Source organism: Leptospira sp. B5-022 (assembly GCF_000347035.1).
In the GTDB taxonomy this organism is placed as follows: Bacteria; Spirochaetota; Leptospiria; order Leptospirales; family Leptospiraceae; genus Leptospira_B; species Leptospira_B cinconiae.
Genome location: NZ_ANIJ01000011.1, coordinates 13,217 through 35,814 on the forward strand (window position 1 = coordinate 13,217; position 22,598 = coordinate 35,814).

The 22,598-nt window shown below is 36.0% G+C and carries 17 protein-coding genes; 8 read left to right on the forward strand and 9 right to left on the reverse strand.

From position 1 onward, the window contains the following. Positions 1-51 precede the first annotated feature (51 nt). Positions 52-1,164 carry a phage/plasmid replication protein gene (locus tag LEP1GSC192_RS04310; RefSeq protein ID WP_020768727.1) on the reverse strand — a complete coding sequence of 371 codons (1,113 nt, stop codon included), beginning with the start codon at positions 1,162-1,164 and terminating at the stop codon, positions 52-54. Between the two features lie 603 nt (positions 1,165-1,767). Here LEP1GSC192_RS04310 and LEP1GSC192_RS04315 point away from each other — a divergent pair. Further along, positions 1,768-2,808, forward strand: coding sequence for a hypothetical protein (locus LEP1GSC192_RS04315; protein WP_020768721.1), 1,041 nt, complete (start codon positions 1,768-1,770; stop codon positions 2,806-2,808). A gap of 40 nt (positions 2,809-2,848) precedes the next feature. On the opposite strand, the gene LEP1GSC192_RS04320 is transcribed toward LEP1GSC192_RS04315, so the two are convergent. Next, positions 2,849-3,397 carry a tyrosine-type recombinase/integrase gene (locus LEP1GSC192_RS04320; RefSeq protein WP_020768735.1) on the reverse strand — a complete coding sequence of 183 codons (549 nt, stop codon included), beginning with the start codon at positions 3,395-3,397 and terminating at the stop codon, positions 2,849-2,851. Positions 3,398-3,677: 280 nt separating this feature from the next. Here LEP1GSC192_RS04320 and LEP1GSC192_RS19245 point away from each other — a divergent pair, with 280 nt between their 5' ends. Continuing rightward, the gene (locus LEP1GSC192_RS19245; protein ID WP_052005204.1) at positions 3,678-4,037 is read left to right on the forward strand and encodes a hypothetical protein; all 360 of its coding nucleotides are present in this window, start codon (positions 3,678-3,680) and stop codon (positions 4,035-4,037) included. Between the two features lie 354 nt (positions 4,038-4,391). Here the strand turns inward: LEP1GSC192_RS19245 and LEP1GSC192_RS04330 are convergent, their stop codons facing one another. From LEP1GSC192_RS04330 to LEP1GSC192_RS04340, 3 genes are all read right to left on the reverse strand, one after another. Beyond that, entirely contained in the window at positions 4,392-4,802 is a 411-nt protein-coding gene (locus LEP1GSC192_RS04330) for a hypothetical protein (RefSeq protein WP_020768715.1), read from the reverse strand. Positions 4,803-4,867: 65 nt separating this feature from the next. Continuing rightward, complete coding sequence (locus LEP1GSC192_RS04335) at positions 4,868-5,257, reverse strand: hypothetical protein (RefSeq protein ID WP_020768725.1); 390 nt, start codon at positions 5,255-5,257, stop codon at positions 4,868-4,870. A gap of 9 nt (positions 5,258-5,266) precedes the next feature. Continuing rightward, positions 5,267-5,926 (reverse strand): tyrosine-type recombinase/integrase, encoded by a 660-nt coding sequence (locus LEP1GSC192_RS04340; protein WP_020768732.1) that lies wholly within the window; start codon positions 5,924-5,926, stop codon positions 5,267-5,269. Between the two features lie 192 nt (positions 5,927-6,118). Between LEP1GSC192_RS04340 and LEP1GSC192_RS19250 the strand changes: the two genes are divergently transcribed. The 3 genes from LEP1GSC192_RS19250 to LEP1GSC192_RS04355 all read left to right on the forward strand — a co-directional run bounded on the left by LEP1GSC192_RS19250 (position 6,119) and on the right by LEP1GSC192_RS04355 (position 10,036). Further along, complete coding sequence (locus tag LEP1GSC192_RS19250; protein WP_020768709.1) at positions 6,119-7,705, forward strand: alpha/beta hydrolase; 1,587 nt, start codon at positions 6,119-6,121, stop codon at positions 7,703-7,705. A 118-nt stretch (positions 7,706-7,823) separates the two neighbouring features. Then, positions 7,824-9,242, forward strand: a complete 1,419-nt coding sequence (locus LEP1GSC192_RS04350; RefSeq protein WP_020768706.1) for an AAA family ATPase — start codon at positions 7,824-7,826, stop codon at positions 9,240-9,242. Further along, on the forward strand, positions 9,239-10,036 hold the full coding sequence (locus tag LEP1GSC192_RS04355; protein ID WP_036089027.1) for a hypothetical protein: 798 nt from the start codon (positions 9,239-9,241) through the stop codon (positions 10,034-10,036). The genes LEP1GSC192_RS04350 and LEP1GSC192_RS04355 overlap by 4 nt, the downstream gene beginning before the upstream one ends. 219 nt (positions 10,037-10,255) lie before the next feature. Here LEP1GSC192_RS04355 and LEP1GSC192_RS04360 read toward each other — a convergent pair whose 3' ends face one another. From LEP1GSC192_RS04360 to LEP1GSC192_RS04375, 4 genes are all read right to left on the reverse strand, one after another. Continuing rightward, a complete protein-coding gene (locus LEP1GSC192_RS04360) occupies positions 10,256-11,422 on the reverse strand; it encodes an ImmA/IrrE family metallo-endopeptidase (RefSeq protein WP_020768708.1) in 1,167 nt (388 codons plus the stop codon). Positions 11,423-11,425: 3 nt separating this feature from the next. Further along, positions 11,426-12,136 carry a hypothetical protein gene (locus LEP1GSC192_RS04365; protein WP_232420954.1) on the reverse strand — a complete coding sequence of 237 codons (711 nt, stop codon included), beginning with the start codon at positions 12,134-12,136 and terminating at the stop codon, positions 11,426-11,428. Between the two features lie 502 nt (positions 12,137-12,638). Further along, positions 12,639-13,799, reverse strand: coding sequence for a transporter (locus LEP1GSC192_RS04370; protein ID WP_008589764.1), 1,161 nt, complete (start codon positions 13,797-13,799; stop codon positions 12,639-12,641). Positions 13,800-13,855: 56 nt separating this feature from the next. Beyond that, on the reverse strand, positions 13,856-14,635 hold the full coding sequence (locus tag LEP1GSC192_RS04375) for a hypothetical protein (protein ID WP_008590697.1): 780 nt from the start codon (positions 14,633-14,635) through the stop codon (positions 13,856-13,858). Between the two features lie 1,451 nt (positions 14,636-16,086). Between LEP1GSC192_RS04375 and LEP1GSC192_RS04385 the strand changes: the two genes are divergently transcribed. From LEP1GSC192_RS04385 to LEP1GSC192_RS04395, 3 genes are read left to right on the forward strand one after another with little or no spacing between them, the layout of a single operon-like run. After that, a complete protein-coding gene (locus LEP1GSC192_RS04385; protein WP_010514610.1) occupies positions 16,087-17,427 on the forward strand; it encodes a TolC family protein in 1,341 nt (446 codons plus the stop codon). Next, positions 17,393-20,497 (forward strand): efflux RND transporter permease subunit, encoded by a 3,105-nt coding sequence (locus tag LEP1GSC192_RS04390; RefSeq protein WP_008591556.1) that lies wholly within the window; start codon positions 17,393-17,395, stop codon positions 20,495-20,497. Before LEP1GSC192_RS04385 ends, LEP1GSC192_RS04390 begins: the two co-directional genes overlap by 35 nt. A 59-nt stretch (positions 20,498-20,556) precedes the next feature. Continuing rightward, positions 20,557-22,461, forward strand: coding sequence for a heavy metal translocating P-type ATPase (locus LEP1GSC192_RS04395; protein WP_008591159.1), 1,905 nt, complete (start codon positions 20,557-20,559; stop codon positions 22,459-22,461). The last annotated feature ends 137 nt before the right edge of the window (positions 22,462-22,598 follow it).

Below are 22,598 nucleotides of genomic sequence, written 5' to 3' on the forward strand. Positions count from 1 at the left end.
GCTCAAAGAATGCAGAATGGATCGTGCAACGCGATAGGCGGAGTATAGCCTCTACGAAACTTCTCTCAAAGCATTCTCCCTCAAATGCTCAGCCAGCGATTTTCTATAGATAGGACCAATCGGAAATTTTGCAACTTTAACTTGAGTTTCCAAAATTGATTCGATTAATTCTTGGGCTAGTCCCCCTTCACCAGTTAGGTAGTCATTCATTAGAACGGCAGTCCGTAATATTTTCTTTTTCTTTTTTGATATTCTTTCTTTTTGCTTCCGAATCGCTTCGTTAAAATTTGAATGACCCTTCGGTTTCCGAGATCCATCGTTTAGAAATAGATTATGAGAGGACCGGAGTGCGTCTATCGTTTCATCCACAAGCCTGTCAATATTCCTCTTTCCTGCATAATATAGACGTAGGGCTGTTTTCATGTCTGAGCAATCAAGCGGAACTCGATCAGCTATACTTTCAATTTCCTTTAAGTAATTAAGAGTATCCCGGATATACGAATTGTAAGCGTCCTCTAAACTTTCTCTAATTGCATATAGGAAATTAGAGTCAAAAATATCTTTCACTTTACCGGCATTCATAAGTCTAAGTTCAATTCGCAAGACATCATCATCTATATCGATTCTTTTATTGTTCGCAAGCTGTTCTTTCTTGTCATAGAAAATAAGAGTTTGCGAATTGGTTTCGATATAAACTGAGCTTTTAAAGAATTTAGTTTTGTTTCTCGGGATTTCAGCCATCCTCAGGAGGTGCAGGTATTGCGAGTAAGGATTAAGTAATTTAATATTTCTGAATATATCGATTCGGGATACTTGGACCTTATTCCAGTCTCTTATGAAAATACCCATTTCGTTCAATCTTGTGATCAAAGAAAAATATAGGCCACGGTTATCTAATGGGGTATCAGAGGAAAAATTATATCCGTTGTATAGTTCCGATAGGGAAAAGTCGATCCAGTACTCTTTCTTCCAATCGGAATGAGCTCGATATTCGACACGAACCCCATTGTTGATTTGTGCAATTACTTCCTTTCCTTTTTTATTCTTATACTTCTTAGGTTTGAATAGATCGCTGTTTTTACTGACATTATGACTCTTTGTAAATAGCACTACTGTATCTATCCCTAAGTAAGAGTAAGGATCTTGGGTTGTTTTAAAATACACACTGACGTCCAAAGTTTAAATTTTGGTGCCTTACCTTCTTCTTTAGTCTTTCCGTAGAAAACTGTCAAAAACTGCCAAATTGTCCCTTTTGAATTAGGAAAACGGAAGGAAATTACCAATATACCTCTTTAGTACAATTTCCTAAAAATTTTCCAAATAGAGTCACAATAAATAAGCGTCCTAAACTCCTCTTATAATATAGGCCACCCACCTAAGACCCCTCGGACCCCCTTTTATTTAATAAGGACTCTTTAGGACGCCTAATTACTGTCCCATAAGTCTCTCCAACCAGTAATCTTATAGTTAAAAGGCCACTTTAGGACCCCGGACCAGAAACTTAAGAAAAAATACACTAATTAATCGGAGAATGAACTCAGAACCAACTGAAGACGATCCTTGGATACTTATAAGAGTAATGTTACTCAAGTGATGGAACTTGAGTTGAGGCTCATAGTAGACAGTGGTCGGGAAGTCAGAAGGATCTTGGGAATTTTTCTACTAATGTATCAAATCCAAGCCGGAAGTCGGGAAATCAATCGGGAGTAAAGACCTGTTGGAAGTCTTGATAGTAGGTCTTGGGTAAAAATTAAAGGAGGTCCCTGAATGGACCAAAATCAAATACAAATGGAAAGGTTGGGGTTAAGATACCAAAGTTCCCGAAAAGATGGAGTCGGCATTGGGATAGAGAGCATTACTCTCTCGTTCCCAATTGAAGATGTTGAGAAAGTCGTGCCAGACGAAAATAGCGAGTGGATAATTGATGAGCTGGATATTCCGGATCTATCAACAATTAAATATGAAGTTAAAGGTAGGAAATTTTTCGTGACCTATCCTTTGGCACAATTCTTGTCAGGGTTTGCTCTTCCGACTGATTCCAGTGATTTGCATGAAGAGTTTTATCAGGACTTAGAAAGGAATCAGTATCTGAATGGCTATGAGATTCATAGCTTTGAGAATATGGAAGTTGAGTCTGTCCATTTGATACAAGCTGTTAAGATCGATGTAGACCATGCTGATGAAATCCGTGACTTAGAAAATTGGATCATGGGCCAATGCTATCAAGGATACCAAGGCATTGAGAAATCTGATGTATCAATCAATGGAGCAAAGGTGCGTTGCACGTTAACTCCGTTTAGATCTAAAGACCAATTCAATTGGAAGAATTTCATCCGTGACGGCTACCAGTTTGAACTTGGAGTTATTCTTGAGAATTCTAAGAGTATAAAAGACTCCTTCGGAAGGAATAAAGTTGAAGCTTTGACAGTTCATTCTATCCAGGAAGTCATGAGGAAGAATGCCAAGAGCTTGTTTGATTCAATGGGGTATCTGTATACGTTGGTAGATACACTTGGGCATATAAAAGCTATTCAAGGAAATCTTGGGTCAATTTTTAGAGTGGCATCCGAAATGGATATACCTGAAAGCCTTGATATTCAGAAAGCTGACCTTTCTTTAGTTCGGATTAAAGAATTTGAAGAAAGCATAAAGAATATCAAAGCCTTTGAAGATTATATCTGTGAATTGTCTGGATGGTTATTGGGGAACAGTGAGCACGAAGCTTCTGTTATTAGATCGCTTGCGAAAATCGGTAAAGCCCTGGTAGGTCCAGAATTCGAGATTGAATTAGAGAACTGTAATAAATAAAATTATCCTTTTAAAGAAAATATATGATTGTTGGCCGGGGCTAAAGGGGTAAGGCCTTGGTCAACAATCTCTGCCCAAGAGTGTTTCGTAAACTTTGGGGATGAATGATCCTTCCAGAAATTGTTCTGACATTCCAAGAATTTACGATTAATTGCAATGCCCTTGTACTAAGATTATTCCTTTCTTTATTGTTTCTTCTTGGTCGGCTAACAAAGAAAAAATCCGAATCGATTCCAAACATTTCGTGGTATTCTTGCACAGCGTTTAAACAGGCCTCACTAATAGCTGAGTATTTCTTCCTACCACATTTCCCTACGTAACTAACGTATGACTGCCCAGAGGACTCTTTAGAGACGTCTGAGAGCCTTAAGGAAACGATTTCCATTGCAAGTAAACCTAACTCCTGCATTACCTGGAAAAGGGCTCTGTTTCGGTAAGTCTCTTCTGTCTTAGGGTCGGAAAAGTCCTTTTGGAGTTTTTCCAGGGTTATTTCAGACAAACAATTTTCATTTCGGGAAGTCATTAAATCCTTCTCGGCAGACTTCGGAATGTAAGAAGCAAGATATTTAACATTAGATTCGATAGACATAGGTTTTGTTCCTTTAAAGGAAATTTCAAACGATACCGGAAGTGACTGAGGCATGTAGCTTCAAGATTGAAATTGAATTCCTTAAAAATTTTTCTAAAGAATTAGTGGGAACTGCTATAGGATTGAGGTATTTAAAAAAGAATATTAGCAGAGTCTTTGACCTGATCAATAGCCAACTCTTTCACTGATGCGATCAGATATATACGACATTCTTCCTATTTTTGATCTGAAACTTTTCAGAAGCAAAACTACTAATTAAGTAAATAGGAGGAAGTCAGAAATGGCGGATTTAATTTGTTCAAAATGTTCGATCGAGTATAATCTAGAAAGAAGAAGATACATGTTTAGGGATGATGAGGGAGGATCAGTGAGTTGCCATGAATGCGGAACTACTTTGTATTCATGGGGTGCAATGGCTTGTACATTCTCTTTGGTAAGAATTAGAACAGCGGAAGAAGAAAAACAGGAAATGATTAATAGACCAGTTTTTCAGGTAGAAGTAAATAAACCAATCTTAGGGCCTCGCTGTCGATGTAAGGAAAAAATGATTCTTAAAAATGGATTATATGGTAAATTCTGGGGATGTGTAAATTTTCCAAAAGGCTGTAGAATGATAAAGAAGTATAAACCGAAGAAATAAACAATCTATGCAAACGATCGTAAATATTGTTTCAACTAAATCGATATTCGTCTGGTAAATGTTTTATCTTGAAAATAGGAAGAAGAATTACAAGAAACTTCATTCATTTCATAGAAATTACTGTAGGGGGAGTAGATGTTGAGAATTTTTATTGTAAATTTAAACATTGTCTCCTCCCCCTATGGCAAAAATGAGATCACTCCCTCATCAAACACCCTTGCGTTCGTCTTTCTTATTTCCGAATCAAATGATTAGGTGGAGTAGACAAATATAAGAATATATAGAAATTTAAGAAGTGTCTACTCCACCTAAGACTAACTAAGAGTTCTTTCTAGTTGTATTTAAGGAATAAATCTAAACATCTTCAGGAATTTCTCCGGAATAGGGTTCGCAGTGCATTCGGTAGATGTCGGTCATATTAAGGATTTCGAAGACTTCATGCTTTGTTATCTCGGACTTTTCTAATTCCATTCTTTCCATTTGTATTCCGTCAATATGGATCCAAGAGTTATAATCCTTTGGGTTGGAACTTTTAATCTTAGCAAAAACTAAATATTCATAGTCTCCAAATTTCTTTATAACAACTAAAGGATTGTTCGATTCAACAAGTCTTACTTTAAATATCCAGGTTTTATCTACGGCCTGAATATTACCGTGGATCATTTCATGGAAGGCAATTAAGGAGCGAAGAATATCATTGAAGATCTTTAAGCCATCTTCGTTAATTTGGAGCCATTTATCTTTTTGGTTTTGTATTTCAGTCACGAAAATAATATTCGAAAAGAGTAAAATACGAAAAGGAAAAAATTGAAATCTATGGAAAAAAGAGTTTAGTCCTCGTTAATGCTAAGAATTAGTAAGTATTGATCCTCCGAATCTTTCGGTAATGAAATTTTCCTAAACGCTCTGTATCTATTCAGAGAGGGTAATAAGCCTTTGAAATAAACTAAGAATATTTCTATATTCTCTTCTACTTCGTCGATTGCTCGGCCTGTGCTACCAGCCATTAGGTTATAAACTATTCGAGTAGGAGATTTTTTATCTCGTGATTTGCTATATACCGTATTTAACTCGGACCAAACAGTTTTTGAAACGTATACCTGACAATTATAGAATTCTTCGACTCGATATCTATAAGGAGGAATCATGAGGCTTACAATTTCTCCAGATTCGATCAATTCTTGAACGGAGTTGGTTTCTATCTTTTCAAGTAAGGTCATTTCTTTGTCTTACTCCCACTTTAGAAACTTAGAAGCGTTGAAATAAGGTTTTGTGTAGAACAACAAACTCGTGTTAGGTGATGCATGATTTAAGAGTTTTTGTACTGCTCCAGATCCAGCGAGGTCCATAAGCTTTGAGGCCGCTGTATGTCTCAGGCTATGGGGATGTATTAATTTACTAGAACATGTTCTAACATTCCAAGAGTTGACGATAAGCTGAAGTCCTCGTGTTGTAATGTTTGAACGTTCTTTTTGATTACCACGAGGGAGCGACAGGAAGAAATGATCGTGATTACATTCGAACCTGGAATGGTATTCTCGAATAAAGCCTAGTGTTTCTTCAGCTATAACGGCAAAAGCCATTTTGCCTCCTTTCTTGGTATATGAGATTAATGTTTCTCCAGAAGGAGCGAGGAAAAGATCCGAAAATCTAAGAGAGACAATTTCTTTTGCGCGTAACGCGGTAAGATACATTAAATTCAGCAAAGCTCTATTCCGATAGTCTCGCTCGGATACTGGGTTAGAAAATTTCTTGATTAAATCAATCATCGTTTGGTCAGTGAGACCCTTGCCAAGCATAAGCCCTGATTCCGGTCTTGATCCTTTTGGGGGGCCAGTTTTGGCATTCCTAAACTCATCAAGATTTATTACGTTAGATCTTATTGACATGATTTATAACCAAATCAGAATATTGCTAAACGGAAGTTCCTTTTTTGATTGTGAAAAAGAAAAGGATTTTTCTGATTTCAGCCGTTAAAAAAGTAGTTTTATAATATTATAAATATATAATTTACATTCCGTTTCTTTTCTGAAAGCGGAAGCACTAATTTTTTGTGGCACGCTAAATTAGGAGCTATAAATATGAAAAAAATAGAAATAAAAGAATATGAAGTTATAACTAGAAGCTCGACGAAAGCCTCGAATTTGGTCAAATTGTTTTCAGCGAATGGAAAGCACGTTGGAACAATTGAATTTATAGAAAGCTCGAAAAGAGAGAGTTGCGAATTTAGTAAAAATGTTTTGTTTCTAAAATTAGTAAAAGAAAGACAAAAGGATTTGTTAAATTATTTCAAAAAGAACCTAAAGGCATATTTAGTCTATGATGATTATATCATTATGTTAACATCAAATTTGCTTATACGAGAGAATACTAAAATTATTACACTGTATAAGATAAGGAAAGCGATCGGAGTAGAAAAAGGCAATATTCTGATAAATAGAAAAAATAAAAAGGAACCTTCCCGAAACTTAAAAAGGAGGATGAAAGCAGTTAGAGGTAGGGGAGGTGGACATATTGTCCCAAGAAGAGAATCTCACATCATTGGTAGTCGTAAAGCATCGGAACAAGGAGTAGACAAACAGAAACGCAGACTTCTAAGAAAAGATGGTGCAAGAATTCTTTCTGACCATCCTTTAAGAGAATCTTTCGCTGCTCAGGTTTATTTTCCGGAAGAAGAGAAAGTTAAATTTGCAAAAATAAACGTATTCTTTGCTACTGATCGAGAATATGATTCTTCAAAAGCCTTGAATAAGCGTTTCGGAAGTGCGAGATCTGAGTTGAAATATGGTCATTGTACAGTTAGCATCCCACATGATCATAGAATGGGAGAGTTAGAAAGTGCTTCTATTTTTAAATTTCAATTCAAGGAGAATCCCCAAAATCATGTCGTTTTGATGAATATTGAGATATCTAGCTTCGAAGATTTTATAATGGAATCAAATAGACACTGCGATAAGTTTTCAGAAAAGAAATCTTTTATTTTTATCCATGGTTTCAACGTTACTTTCACAGAAGCCGCTAGAAGAACAGCACAAATTGCATATGATTTAGGATTTGATGGTGCTCCTATATTTTATAGTTGGCCATCAAAAGGTAAAGTTTCCGGATATGTGTCTGATGAAAATGATATTGAATGGACAAAAATAAATCTTAATAAATTTTTATTGGACTACTTATCAAAAACGAATTCGGAAAAAATCTATATAATAGCTCACAGTATGGGTTCGCGGGTGATCACAAGAGCATTAATGGATATTATCAGGAAAAATCAATTTGATAATACTAAAATAAAAGAAGTTATACTATCCGCTCCGGACATAGACGCAGATATATTTAAAAAAGATATTGCCCCTTTTTTCTTGGAGCAAAAGCAAGCATTAACGATTTACGCGTCATCGAAAGATAAGGCTTTAAAATTCTCGAAAAAGGTAAATGGCTACCCAAGGCTCGGTGACTCAGGTGCGGGACTTGTTGTTTTAGAAGGAATAGAAACTATCGATGCTTCGAACGTAGATACGGATTTTATGGGTCATTCATATTTTGCTGAATCAAAATCTATATTAAGCGATATGTATTATTTAATTAAAGATAATGTCCGAGCCGGAAAGAGATTCTCATTAGAGGAAATTTCCATGGGCAGTGGTAAATACTGGAAATTTAAAAAGTAAGTATTTTCGGGAGAGAGAATCTTTTAAGAGCTGATCTTTCTCAAAAGTTTGGGAAACGAATTTAACTTATGAAAACTTCCTCTTCTCGGAAGTTGAACAAAAATAGTCTCAATTAAAAATGATAATATACACTGATAATAATCCGATACGTAGAAATGGTTTTCCACTTATTCCGAAAAATGCAAAATTTCCATGCATTATATTAGAATATGATAACTGGAACGATTTTGGTTTTAATACTTTATATTATGCTTCCATTTATGATGAATCCGGAAATATTTTAGTTCAAGGACTTATAAAAATAGGAAAAGACGGAATACGATTAAACGATATTCCATTGATTTCAAATAATTTACCTGAGGGTTATTTTTCACTCTGGCAGGAAGTAGATTATTATAAAATTATTGTAACATCACATTTAAAGAGTGAGATTTTAACTTCTTTAAATGATTTGTGTTTCTTTGAAAAGTTAAGAATTCTATGCAGCGATTTATATGTAGTGAGAAATTCTTTACGGAGATACAGTGAAGCAGAGAAGGCCTACATTGAAGGATACGAATTACTTCAAAAAATAGACATCGATCGTAAGTTCAACTTCAAGTATTCGGGAGTATTTGATGAAACAAAATTTCCATCTGTCCATTTTGATTTTAGTGAAAAGCATTATGATTTAAAAAGAATTTGTGCAATCATTGGAAAAAACGGAGCGGGCAAGACCACATTGCTTTCAAATATCGCATCTTCTTTAAGTGGAATTGATAAAGAGAATTTGAATATAAAAGAACGACCTCCTTTTAGTAAAGTAATTGCGATTTCATTTAGCATATTTGACAATTTCTATAAGCCAGAAGAAGGAGAGCGTACGTTTAGTTATTCTTATTTTGGCGTTCGGGGGCGATCAAATGAATTAGTTTCTTCAGAAAATATAAAGTCGACATTTCTAAATTTATATTATCGGATTGCAAGCGGCTCGTTGATTTCATATTGGCAAAAGGCATTTGAGATTCTATTGGGAAAGCGACAATTAAGATTGTTTAATGATAATACAGATATTGTTGATGCCTTTGATTCTCTTAGTTCAGGCCAAAAGTTTATGATTTATTCCTTCACTCAAATTATTTCTACAATTAAAATTAATTCTTTGTTATTATTTGATGAACCTGAAACACATTTACATCCAAATGGTCAATCAGCTTTACTTGCTTGCTTACAAGATATTTTAGAAGAATTCTCTTCCTTTGCGATTATCGCAACACATTCACCTGTTTTTCTCCAAGGAATATTAAAAGAGAATACGATATTGTTAAGTAAAGTTGGAGAAAATAGGGTAGTTAATCGCCTCGTTAGCGAAAGTTTTGGACAGAATTTTTCAATCCTTACGGAAGAAATATTTGGATTCACTGAAGAGAATCATTTTTTTGTTGAGAAGCTTAAGTCTTTAATAAAGAAGAATGGGAAGACTGACTCTAATCTAATTGAAGTTTTGCGAAAAATGAATTCGAATGGAGTTGATTATATTCTTGAATCTTTATTATGAAAAATTTAAAGCCTATCGTTCGAAATGCAGTTATGGATCTCCATGCAATTATAAAACAAAAGAAGTTGAAATACAGAAGAATATTGAATAGAAAATTCAAATTCATAGAGAACGAGTATAAATTGTATAATCAGGTTGCAAAAGGAAAGAGAATTAAGCCTAAAAAGGTAGATATAACGGGACAGAAAAGTCTGATCTCTTTGTATGATTCCAAAACAGATTTAGCAAGTGAGATTTGTAGAGAAATTGTCAACGCAATTCCAGAAGAATTGTATGGAAAATGTGTAAATTGTTTTATAGGTGAGAGCAGCGAGCTTGATCATTTCCTTCCAAAGGAATTCTTTCCATATTTTTCAATTTTCCATTTGAATTTAGTTCCAATTTGTGGAACTTGCAATAAAAAAAAGGGGAAATCTATACCTTTAAAAGGAAATGATTTTATACATCCTTATTTTGATTTCATACCAGATATTCAATATTTAAAATGTAATATAATATTTAGAAATAATGTAGCCAAGGCGGTTTTCTCTATCAATAAGAATGTACTTGGATATTTGGAAAAGAGAATGATTGACCATTATGAGAATTTAGATTTACTTGATAGATTTCAAAAAAAATCTGCTCAATATTTTTCTAGAATTGCTACCTATAAAAACTATAAAGGACAGAATTACATTTTAAAAATATTGAAAAAGGACAGAGAGGAAGCTATTATATTTTACGGGACTAATTCTTGGAAGGCTGTATTATGCACTGAAATGTTACGTGTAAATTTTTTAAAAAAAATTCCTTAATACTATTATTAAAGATTATATTATGTCGTTTATATTTCTTTCCTAATACTCTTAAAAGGTTTATTATTCGAAGTTTTGACATCAATAAACATGCCTGTCTCGGTATCTCGTTTCGTGTATAATCTTGTTTTAGGATTTTTAATTTGAGATCGATCCTTGATCGCTCCATTTCTACACCCGTCGCCTTTCGGTGGGTTTGTTGCCATATGTAAACTTTTTTTAGTTTTTGCTATTTTGAAAAAAATTGATCGGTACAACCTTATCTAATGCTTGTCTATAAAATTCTTTTCCAAAAAAATCTTTTCCAATGAGATCATCAATATCTCGCCCTGATATTGACATCCTCTCTCGAATTATTTTTATTGGGTCTATATCATTTTCACGCATGATTTCAAATGCTAGGTTGAATAGAGTAGGTTCTTCATACGGGATGTAATCGTCACCGGGCTCCTTTTTCCGATATCCATGATAAGATAACCTTTGGTACAAGCGTTTAGTGTATTCATCTTTTATTAATTTTAAGTCGCTCATCCTGTGTATGATGGCCGTAATAGAAACTCTCCATTCTTTCTTAAGCCGGATTATATCTTCCATCGTTGTCCCATAGAAATGGACGCGCTCGGTGAATGATTCCAAGGGCATAAGGAATGCTGCGGCAAATAGATTTGCCTGAGTTTCTATTTCTTTATGTTGTTTTTCAAAGACAAAGCGATCGGATAAATTCCTATGTAAGAATAGATGACCTAATTCATGTGCAATGCTGAATCTCAATCTTCCAGGAGAATCCTTTATTGTATCCGCTAAGATCAAGGGTCGTAAATCATTCGAAAAGTTCGCTAAAAGAGAAAAGCCATCTAAAGAATTAGCGATCATAAATTGGGATACTATGATACCCGCGCTTTCGCATAATGAAGTAATGTTTTCAATTGGCCTATTCCCAGCTAATCTTAAAACTGTTCTCGCATCTTGCGCAATTTGCTCAATCTCGAAAGGGGAATAGTCGTATCTATTGCCATCACAAATATCGAAAATTTTGACTTCTGGTAAGATAATATATTCACTTAGAATATCAATTAATTCTAAAAGCCATTCTATTCTCCGCGTAGCCATCTTTTTTTGAACTAAGCGCGCATTTGCCCTACTTCGGAAGAAGACATTGGAACTAACTCTTTTCTGCTCATTTACAGGCTTATAAAAATAAGTTAAAGGGACATTAAGTAGATTAGATAAACTAAGTATATTCTCTTTAATCGGTTGAGATCGTCCCGATTCCCAGGCTTGTACGGCAGTTACCGTAACTTGGAGTTGCCTCGCAAGTTGGCGCATAGTATAGCCTCTTGCTTCCCTTATTGATGTAAGCCTCTTGCCTTGAAAAACTTCATTCATTTCTTACGCTTTCTTTTTTCTAATTTGAACTTTAGGTGAAGGCTGGGGTTCAAAACCTGGATCTGCTTGATTTTCTGTTGGAAGAATTTCCGGTCCTAAGTCTTTCGCTTTTTTCAGGATTGGATTTATTGCGATCATCCCATCGTCTCTGGTTCTTAAATAAAGTCCCATTCGAACTCGATTTGACGAATCTATTTCGTAAGATATTATTAATGGAATAAGACCATGGAAATAGTATTTATCGCCATATAAGGTGGCTTTATTTGAAATACTATACCGGTTAACTAATTCTGTATCGAAATCGGATTTTGAGTTTCGAATGATTATTCGGCAATTTCTTGTTTCAACAACACAATAGTGATAAATTCCCCAATCGTCATTTCTTGATGATTTAAGGCCGAAGCTCTTAGCTTTCTTTAATAAGAGGTTTTGAATTTTACTATGATATTGCATTGGGATTGCGTTATCAATTAATTCAGATTCTTTCCTTTTCTTCATTTGCTCAGAATACCAGGTGGTGTACTCTTGAATTTCTGCGGAAAGGCTGTGAATGAATTCTAACGGGAACTCATCATTTGCAAAAGCTATAATTTCGTCTAGCGAAAGGCCGTCATTATACATAGGATTAAGGTAGACATAAGAAGGAATAGATGTCAATAAACAAAAATCAGAAAAACTTCTAATTTTGTTAACTTGACCATGTCGATATGTCATGATTATTGGCATATTTCATTTGAAAGGGTTATCTATCAAAGTCCTCTTCATTAAAGCTTCGATCGATTAAGTAATAATGCTAAAATTCTTAGGACAGTCCATAAACTTAAAGAAATGCCCTGACTGCAAGAATTGGTTCGGTGTTAAGTTCAGAAAGAGAAAAGCAGAAAGTAGCGAATGGCGCTATTGGATTCAGTGTAATTCCTGTGGCTTGCGAACTTCCGAATCAATCTTTATGGACCAACCTAAGTTAGATTGGAACGCAGAGAAGTTTGATTCTTAAGATTTGGAGTAGATTTTTATCTGATTTTCCAGATTCATTTGGAGTAGATTATTACGTGATGCAATAGGTAACTTCCCATAATGGGGAATCTGTCTCATCGGAAATTGTGCTAATTTAGAAAGATTAAATATTATAATATACTACACGTTTTCAAAAAGCCGGATGTTTTAGACCCGGCCACATTACATTGCAAGAAATAAAATTTTTATTTACTATATATCAATTCAGATCAAACCGAAGGAAGGTATTGAAAAGAGTTTGCATGGCCAATTGAGGCCCATTCAAATGCTGATGGAAAGGTTTTCCAGTTTCGAATCCGAATCGAATCCGTTCGACTACAAGAAAATTCATACCGAGAAGTAAGTCCGTTCTGTTTCCTCCCTGCCGATTCGGATCATTCTGTGGATCCATTTTCGGATCCAGGGAGCCGTCTCTTCCTTTTATATTCTCCCAATAGCTAGCTTGAACTCGAATTGAAATACTCGTCCAAGAAAAGATAGAGTAGGCGATCCAAGAATTAATATCATAGATATTTCCAAAACGATATTGGTTCTCGTTTTTTGAACTGCGTAGATTTGCATTAGCTCCAAGACCCCAGGAAAATCGATCAGACTTCCCTGAATACGCGATTCCGGGTAAGTAATTGATTGTTCCTGTCCCAAGCTGCATATTGTAGGGAACTTTTTGATCTCCCATCATCGGCATCCAATCTCTTTGATCGATTGATCCTGTAGGTAGGGAGATTCCAAAGTTTAAGAAAAACTCATTGTTGTTTCGTTGGAAAACACGATGTGCTGCTGAAAAGGAAATATCTCCGACACCTGCCGATTTCATTTGGGAGGAGTCAAAATTACTTGTCTCCATCATCATTTGGTTTCGTAAGACCGGCACCATAAACATTACCATCGTATCATCTGACAGCCCGTACATTGCACTTGTCATGTAACTTTCCATGAGCATAGTCTTGGGAACGGACATATATCGATAACCGTTGACGGAGGTTTGGGGAATGCTCGGTCCTCCGGTTAACAAACTTCCCGTTGGCATGGATACGCTAGGGTCGAATTGTGGAAACCAAAGAGCCTCATAAGTTCCCATCGATTTACTTCCATTCAATAAACCTGACATGTTCATTCCCATATAACGGAAATCTAATAACCAGGAATCTTTCTTGTGAACATGCGGAAACATTAATCCTGCAGGTGCGATTTCGTCCGCTCTGGTTCCGTGGCTGTGGGACTGTTCTTGTGAGGTTGCCTTACGATGTTGCGCATGAGGATCTTCTTCGATGACCGTTTTGGAATTTTCCGGTTCTACAGGTAAGAGGCTTTGGAAAGAAATATGCAGAAGAAGAAGGAAAAGAATAATATAATGTTTCATTTTTAACTCCGAATCAAGAATGAGGGCCGCTATGAAGCGACCCTCATTTAGGATGATCAATCGACTTGTGATATAATCGATCCGATCGCAAAAGAGGTAAGTTTGGCTCCGTTGAGTACGAAACCGATGCGACTTCCCGAATAGGATGGGACATCCATCATTTGCATTACCGGGAACATCATCATCGAGTTACGTTCGGATTGCGAAATCTGAGAACATTTCTTTGGCCAAGCATTGATCCACTGTTCGGAGTTGGCATATTGGAAGTCTATACAGTATATATGATTCGTATTCGAAGTTAAGGCGGATGTGCTTTGGCTAATCGTTTCGAAATCGTTGGTCATACTTGAATAGAATTGTTCCCGACTCGAATCACTTAAACGAATTGCTGGTCCGGAGATTGGATTTCCAGATCCATAAACATAGGTAGTAAGACTGCCTCCGGATTTTAGAGAGAAGGAAACCTCAAGATTTGTTCCGCCGTTAGAGCTTGGTAAAGCGATATTACCCGAGCTATAAAAGTTCGCGTTCGAAGAATTTCCGCTAATGCCTTCCGCCAATTCGGATAGATTCCCAATCAATCCCAAACTTTTCAGATCGGCAGGCGAACAATTATACAAATCATAGCCAATTCTTTGCGGGATTAAATAGGAGAGGGTATTCGAAATGGGCGAAAGATTTTTGATCGAACATCCTTCTTCGGTGGAGATTCCAAAGAGAGTTTGCATTAGTATTTGATTTGAAGATTCTTCTTTAGGAACGAATCCAAGTTGAGAACAATTAAAGATGAATAGAGATAGAGTGACCGCAGTCATCTGTATATAACGAAATAACATATTTATATTCCTGAATATTATAAGTTGTTTAAAAATTACTCCGGACGTTACTTGCGAACTTCCGAAAGCGAAATTGGAATTAAGATATGTAAATTGATTTAGGTGGTCGTTTGAGTCTTTTTCCGTGAGCTAAAGTTAGTTTTGCAAAGTCTATGCCTTTCATCGGAAAGGAATATTCTATGACAGGACTCAGGGAAATTTTGGAAGCGATAACATAATGAGAGATAAGACGTATTTGTGAGAAGAAAGGATCTGATTTTTCCTTTTTACAAGCGCATTCGTGAACAGGGCTTTCCGGATGTGAATGGCAATTGGGTCGGTTCGTTTTTTCGGTGAAACTTGTATTCACCAGACGAATGTTACGAAAGAAATCGTCTTCTGCGCTTGCATGGATATCTCGTTTTGAATTATGATTACAGTTGCAGATTCGGCTTTTCGAAAACAATTTTTCCCAGATAAATCCTTCGTTAGGCACAAGTAGTCCGGGAGTCAATGCAAGGAATAGAATTGATTTTATTAAATTGAGTAGAAACAAATTTAAATGCAATTCCGAATGATTGAAGAAATCCTTGGCCGAGTTTAATTCGTCAAACAAAAAATACAAACGAGCTTTGAATGAGTTTAAGAGTAATTTATAGTTTTGATAGAGTAGGAATTATTAATACGGCTATAATCGTATAATGAAATCGTTTTTAGCAAACTTGTAGATAAATCGATACAGATCTATTTAGAACGCATTGTTAGTTATTATTTCAAAGAGAAGAATCGAATTTTATTGATTTAGGTTAACCTTCTATCCGAATTTGAATAAATTAGAAATAGATAATCCTTTCATTTCTATTCATATAATTGTTTCAGATACGCTGGAATTCAGGATTCGGGCCGTTTTTATTGATTTTCGCTATATATATTATAACTCATACAAATTTGATTCTGAATTATCATTATCGCCTTTGGGGCTAATTAGTTTTAAATAATTTGTTATTTACAAACTTTTAGTCCGTCTAAAGTTTTGATTATGATTCCGAGCTTGCATAAAATTCTGTTAAGCTTATCGTTCCTTTCTGCATGTATTTTATCTATTAATTGTAATAGGTTATGCAGATTTGATTCGGTGAGTCCTATTGAATTAAGTGAAATGCATGGTTCGGATTTGTCTCATGAGCCTTCAGCGCCGCAAGAGGAGTCTGATTGCGAATGGGATACTGGTAGTATAAACATATCGTACAAAGAGAAGTTTTTTAGCTCTTTTGCTCATCTTTCATTTCTAAGCAGTTATATATTTTTTGTAGATTCGTTGTTAAATATCGAAATTGCTATTTCAGAGTTGCGAGATTCGATCTTTCCAATTGATGTCCATTCTGATCCGATCTTTAGCCTTAATACCATCCGAATTCTAATTTAAATATCCACGTTTTTAGACAGTTAAGTTTAAAACGTGGAGGTTAGCTGTGTACTGCTATTTATTTAAGAGGAATATTTACCTCTATAGAATTATTAATTTAAACAAATTCGTTTTATCGATCATATTTTTCTCTTTAAGTGTTGTTCCTAATTTTGGAGCTGAACCTGCAGAGAAAAAATCGGCAAAGATTACAATGGAGAATGTTGTCGAAATTGCAGAACGCAATTCACCATTACTTCTCTCTTTAAGCTCAGACTTAGAAAGCCTTTATTTTAGAAAGAGGCAAGAGGGGATGACTCAGAACCCCATTCTATCCATGGATTATGGTCAGAGAAAGGCTGCAAATGAGTCCGGCTTTGAATATTCTTTTCAAGTAGAGCAGCCTATTTATTTCCCCGGAAGAAAAGAGTTAAAACAACTCTTAGTGGATAATGATTCCAAGATTAAAGAAATACAAGTTATTGAAGCTACAAACTCAGTGCGACTGAATGCAGTAAAATTTGCTTATCGATATCTTATGGCTGATATAAATAGAGGCCATGTGAAAGAGAGGCTACGTAGACTTGCTATAATCGAAAATTATATCAGATCAAGACCTTTTATAACTCCTCAAGCCAAAACTGATTTATTCATTTTGGAAAGAAGGATACTGACTTTAAAGAAACATTTTAATGATTTAGAGTTACTCTCCTCAAAGAATTACGAATCAATGAATTTGTATCTTAGATTTGATTCGGTTCCTTTGTTGTCTTTGCCCTTTTTTAAAGACGGGATTCGTTTTGATCAAAGCGATTTGGAAAAAAAAGCCATTGATAACAACCCGATGCTATTGACTGCAAGAGGAGAAGTAGAGAAAGCAAGAACTGAATATCGCTTAGCTAGTTTGGAAAAATATCCCGACTATGCAGTGATTGGCCAGGTTGGAGAAGATAAATCTGGGGTTGCAAACAGATATTTCGATGTGGGTTTAAAGTTCAGGGTTCCAGTATGGGATCAATATCAAAATAAAGTTGCCTCCGCTGCAAAAAATTTGGACGCAAAATCGAATAACGTACTGCAGCAAGAGAATCTAATTAGAATGAATCTTCGGCAAACAATTTTGGAATATGAGAAATCGAAAGTTAATATTAAATTATTCGATTTGTCTAAGCTGGAAGAAATTGAGAATGACCTTACCTTCGCGGATACTGAATTTTCCAGATCTCGGATTCAAATTTTAAGTTATCTGGAGTTGGAGAATCAACTTCACGAAACATACCATGCCATATTGGATGCGCAACAAACGCATATAGAAGCATTTCTCAATCTTCTATATATCACCAATGAAAAAGACATTATAGGAGTATTGAAAAATGCTGAGCAAACTTTTAAATACGGTTCTAAATAATTCGATTCTATCTATAGGGATCGTATTATTTCTTTTTATTTATTCTTTCTTTAATCTTAAGCAGGTGCCAATAGACGCTGTGCCGGATATTACAAATGTACAGGTTATTGTAACTACAAATACCGGGCCGTTAGACCCGGAGAGAGTAGAGAAGCTTGTTACCTTTCCTCTAGAGACGGAATTGATGGGGTTGCCTAATTTAATTGATATTCGTTCTGTTTCTAAATTCGGACTTTCTAATTTAACTTTAATCTTTAAAGAAGGTACGGATATATATTTGGCAAGGTCTCTTGTATTAGAGAGGTTATCGAGTGCCAAAAATAAACTCCCGGATGATGTTTCACCGGAAGTTGCACCTAACTCTACTGGTTTAGGTGAAATATTTTTCTATTCAGTTCAAGCTAAACCCGGTTCAGAATTGGAAAAGATGACAGATGAGAAGAGGCTATTATATCTGAGAACTATTCAAGATTATGTAGTCCGTCCCCAATTAAAATCCATGGTTCCTGGTATTGTGGAAGTGGATTCGAACGGCGGATATGAAAAGGAAATACATATCGATTTAGTTCCTTCCAAGATGGCAAGATGGGGTCTTACTATTGACAAGCTGATCGAGACTCTCTCTACATTAGGAGAGAATTTTAGTGGTGGGATCATTTCGAGAGGTAAGGAGATTGCGATCGTTAGGATTAATGGAATAAAAAACCATTTGCAAGAAATTGAAAAGATTCCTGTACAAAGAATGGCAAGCGGTGGTGCTATACGTGTATCGGACATTGCAGAAGTAAAAGAACATGGAAAATTCAGACTCGGAGGAGCAACTGCCGGAGGAAAAGAAATAATTCTCGGAACTGCCTTAATGCTAAGAGGCGAGAATAGTGAAAGAGTGAATGATGAACTTAATCAAGCTGTCCAAAAGCTGACTCTTCCTCAGGATGTAGAAGTTAGTGTTCTTTTGGAGAGATCTTTTCTAATAAATGCAACAATTAATACTGTATTAAGAAATCTAGGAGAAGGTGCAATTCTTGTAATCATTACGTTGTTCTTCATTCTTAGAAATTGGAGAGCAGCAGTAATCGTCGCTTCTATAATTCCCGGTTCTATGCTACTCGCATCTCTCGGTATGAAATACTTTGGGATTTCTGCAAACCTAATGAGTCTCGGGGCAATTGATTTCGGTCTTTTAGTAGATGCCTCAATTGTAATTGCAGAAAGCGTATTGTCTAGATTCGAAAAGCAATCCTATTCTAATAACGCAGAGAAGAGGCAGATAATTTTTCAATCCTCGATTGAGGTTTTGAAACCTGTGACTTTTGGGATTATTGTTATTATGTTGGTGTATCTTCCTATTTTGAGTTTGGACGGTATTCCAGGCAAGATGTTTCGACCAATGGCAGAGACAGTCCTGTTAGCTTTAGGGTTTAGCTTGATTCTTGCTATATTCTTTCTTCCTCCGTTGCTGTATTTCTTTATGACGCCAAACAGTAAGAATGTTCATGCAGAGAAAGAAAGTAAGTTCGTGACGTGGTATAGAAATTTTTTACCAAAGATGCTCGAAAGACCTAAGATGATTGCTCTCTCATCACTGTTTTTCTTTCTTCTTTCAGGATTTTTATACACTCGTTTAGGGACTGTATTTTTGCCAAAACTTACTGAAGGGGACTTGATGCTTGTTATTGTTCGAGAAGGCAATGTGAGCATCGAGGAAAGTATTAGGGAACAAAAAGAGGTTGAGAAACTGCTCTTAACTCTTCCCGAAGTTCAAGGTGTTTTTTCAAGGGTAGGAACGAGTTCTGTAGCTAACGACCCAATGGGGCCGTTTAACGCAGATACCTTTATCATTCTGAAAAAAGAATCACTGTCCGATCTCTTGGTGACTGAGAAATGGGAAGCCTTTTTAGATAAAATACACACAACTGTATCTGAAAAATTTCCAGAGTCGGAGTTAACATTGAGCCAACCATTAGAGGCGCGATTTAACGAATTAATGGAGGGGAGTCGGGCAGATATCAGCGTTAGGATTTTAGGAAAGGACCTGAATGTATTATTTGAATTGCAAGAGACTTTGAAGAATACATTGGAAAGTATAAGGGGAGCTGAAGAGGTAGAATTAGATCCGATTATGGCTTTGAGAAAGGCCAAGGTAATTGATATTGTTCCGGATTTAGTTAAATTAAATTATTATGATGTTGATTTGCCTGCCTTGAACGCTTCTGTTGAGGCAACGATGAGCGGTTTCGAGGTAGGAGGTTACTACGAAGAAGAGCTGCGATTCCCAATCAAAATGTGGTTATCTGAAGATTTTAGAAATCGTGAGGCGGAAATTGCCAATATAAACATTGGTACACAAGATGGTGGGATGCTTCCAATCCGTTTAATGTCTTCGATAGAAAAGACCGAAAAGGTGATGACAATTTCTCGAAATCAAGCAAGGCGTTTCGTTGCGGTGTCTGTAAATTTAAGAGGAAGAGATTTGGAGAGCTTCTATCAAGAAGCTAAGGACAAGGTAAATTCTCTGCAAATACCTCCTGGATACTCTGTATTTTGGGGAGGGCAAATAAAGAATCTTGAAAGTGCAAAAACCAAGCTATTGGTGATCATTCCTTCAACACTCTTTATGATATTCGTAGTTCTATACATGGGTCTTGGATCATTCCGCCAAGCAATACTTGTATTCTTCTGTGTTCCATTTGCTTTAACAGGAGGGATATGGTTTCTATTCTTTAGAGGAATGGTTTTAAGCGTATCTGCATATGTAGGCTTTATCGCATTATCCGGAATTGCAGTATTGAATGGATTGGTAAAATTAGATACGATTCATCGGTTAAGAGACAATCCTAAAGTGACAGTTGAACAGGCTGTAACTGAAGGAGCAACTAGTCGGATTCGGCCGGTTATCATGACCGCTCTAGTAGCCTCTTTCGGATTTTTGCCGATGGCGTTCGGATCAGGACTCGGTTCAGAAGTTCAAAAACCTTTAGCGACAGTTGTGATTGGAGGAATTGTTTCATCAACGATTTTGACTCTAATTATCTTACCAGTCTTCTATTACTGGTTAGAGAAAGAATAAATTATAATTCCTTAACTACTTTGTTAATGATGTAAGAATAATTATTAAGGAATTATAATATGAATAAAGAAATAGAGAATGAAGAAAAGCTGAAAAACCTTAAGGTTTTCCTTCCGGTAACACTTTCATTTCTTCTTTTGATCTTGGGAATTATACTGGAAAACTATTTTTCCAATACCTTCTTTCATGGTTGGGTTCGGTTTAGTTTTTACTTTTTGGCGTATATACCTGTTGGGTTTCCTGTAATCAAAGAGGCCCTGGAAAGTTTGAAAGATGGAGAGATATTTACCGAGTTCTTACTGATGAGTATTGCTACAATGGGGGCATTCTATTTGGAGGAATATCCAGAAGGAGTCGCCGTGATGTTGTTTTACTCTATCGGTGAGGTTTTTCAAAACCTATCTGTAGAGAGAGCGAAACTAAATATAAAAAACTTACTAGATCAAAGACCGGATACAGTGCTTATCATGAACGGAAATGAGTATTTTGAAAAGAAGGCCTTTGAGGTATTGATTGGAGAGATAATTCAACTGAAGCCAGGTGAAAAACTGGCTTTAGATGGAGAACTTTTATCAGAATCAGCGAGTTTTAATACGGCTGCATTAACCGGAGAAAGTAAACCGGATACAAAGCGACAAGGTGATACAGTTCTTGCTGGTATGATAAATTTAAATTCCGTAATTGAAATTAAAATAACAACAGCCTATCAGGATAGTAAACTATCAAAAATTTTAACCCTTATGGAAGCGGCTGCTACCCAGAAAGCTCCGACTGAGAAGTTTATCCGAAAATTTGCTAAGATCTATACTCCTATCGTCGTTCTCCTCGCGGTAGGAATTTGTTTTATCCCATATTTTTATTTAGACACTTATGTATTCAACGATTGGTTCTATCGAGCTCTAATCTTTTTGGTAATCTCTTGCCCTTGTGCTTTGGTTATTTCGATTCCGTTGGGTTATTTTGGCGGGATCGGAGCCGCATCTAAGAGTGGTATTCTTGTTAAAGGATCCAATTACTTAGATGCGATGGCTTCAATTCGAAATGTAGTAATGGATAAGACTGGGACCTTAACGGAAGGTATATTTGAAATTCAGGAAGTCAGTATACGTCCTGGTTTTGACAAAAAGAAGGTTTTAGATTATATAAATTTAATTGAGAGTAAGTCTACTCACCCGGTCGCAACTGCAGTTCACAATTATGTGGGTGAAATCAATAGAGATCTGAGCGTTGGGAATATAGAAGAAGTGCCGGGTTTAGGGATGAAAGCGCTAATTAATGGAAGGGAGATTTTAGTTGGCAACTTTAAGCTGTTGGATAAGTTCCAAATAAGTTATAATGTAGATCCTGCTAGCTTCATCAACACGACTATTGCTTTTTCTATTGATAATAAATTTGCAGGTTATCTTATTATAGCTGATAAAATTAAAGAAGATGCTCGAATAACTATAGAAGAATTACATCGTTTGAATATACGAACAATGATACTGAGTGGAGACAAGTCTTCAGTAGTTCGCTTTGTCGCAGAGAACATTGGGGTGAGGGATTATTTTGGTGATCTTTTACCGGAAAATAAAGTAGAAAAGGTAAAAGAATTAAAATCTAAATTTGAATCTGTCGCATTTGTGGGAGATGGAGTTAACGATGCTCCGGTAGCTGCAGTGAGTGATGTGGGAATTGCTATGGGTGGCATCGGAAGCGATGCAACAATTGAAATTTCGAATATAGTAATTCAGGATGATAAGCCTACAAAAATACCAACTGTAGTAAGAATTGGGAAAGAAACGCAGAAAGTGGTTTGGCAAAACATAATTCTTACATTTGCTATCAAAGTTATAGTCTTAGTTTTAGGGGCAGGGGGACTTGCAACAATGTGGGAGGCAGTTTTTGCAGATGTGGGGGTGTCTTTCTTAGCAATTTTGAATGCTATGCGAATCCAGAGGATGAAATTTATTAATTTAGAATGATGGCCGGATATATAATAGAGCTTACTTCCCATAATGGACAATCTGTCGCTTTGCGTTCTTGTTATATTTGAACGATCAACCACATAGGTAACACCTTAAACCAGTCACATGGGTTACACTTTTAGTAAGAAAGATTA

Excerpts from the sequence above, each read along its gene's own strand:
- LEP1GSC192_RS04315 (WP_020768721.1), top strand. The coding sequence starts at position 1,768 with ATGGACCAAAATCAAATACAAATGGAAAGGTTGGGGTTAAGATACCAA.
- LEP1GSC192_RS04340 (WP_020768732.1), bottom strand. The coding sequence starts at position 5,926 with ATGTCAATAAGATCTAACGTAATAAATCTTGATGAGTTTAGGAATGCC.
- LEP1GSC192_RS04390 (WP_008591556.1), top strand. The coding sequence starts at position 17,393 with ATGCTGAGCAAACTTTTAAATACGGTTCTAAATAATTCGATTCTATCT.
- LEP1GSC192_RS19245 (WP_052005204.1), top strand. The coding sequence starts at position 3,678 with ATGGCGGATTTAATTTGTTCAAAATGTTCGATCGAGTATAATCTAGAA.
- LEP1GSC192_RS04360 (WP_020768708.1), bottom strand. The coding sequence starts at position 11,422 with ATGAATGAAGTTTTTCAAGGCAAGAGGCTTACATCAATAAGGGAAGCA.
- LEP1GSC192_RS04320 (WP_020768735.1), bottom strand. The coding sequence starts at position 3,397 with ATGTCTATCGAATCTAATGTTAAATATCTTGCTTCTTACATTCCGAAG.
- LEP1GSC192_RS04375 (WP_008590697.1), bottom strand. The coding sequence starts at position 14,635 with ATGTTATTTCGTTATATACAGATGACTGCGGTCACTCTATCTCTATTC.
- LEP1GSC192_RS04350 (WP_020768706.1), top strand. The coding sequence starts at position 7,824 with ATGATAATATACACTGATAATAATCCGATACGTAGAAATGGTTTTCCA.
- LEP1GSC192_RS19250 (WP_020768709.1), top strand. The coding sequence starts at position 6,119 with ATGAAAAAAATAGAAATAAAAGAATATGAAGTTATAACTAGAAGCTCG.
- LEP1GSC192_RS04355 (WP_036089027.1), top strand. The coding sequence starts at position 9,239 with ATGAAAAATTTAAAGCCTATCGTTCGAAATGCAGTTATGGATCTCCAT.
- LEP1GSC192_RS04370 (WP_008589764.1), bottom strand. The coding sequence starts at position 13,799 with ATGAAACATTATATTATTCTTTTCCTTCTTCTTCTGCATATTTCTTTC.
- LEP1GSC192_RS04395 (WP_008591159.1), top strand. The coding sequence starts at position 20,557 with ATGAATAAAGAAATAGAGAATGAAGAAAAGCTGAAAAACCTTAAGGTT.
- LEP1GSC192_RS04365 (WP_232420954.1), bottom strand. The coding sequence starts at position 12,136 with ATGACATATCGACATGGTCAAGTTAACAAAATTAGAAGTTTTTCTGAT.
- LEP1GSC192_RS04335 (WP_020768725.1), bottom strand. The coding sequence starts at position 5,257 with ATGACCTTACTTGAAAAGATAGAAACCAACTCCGTTCAAGAATTGATC.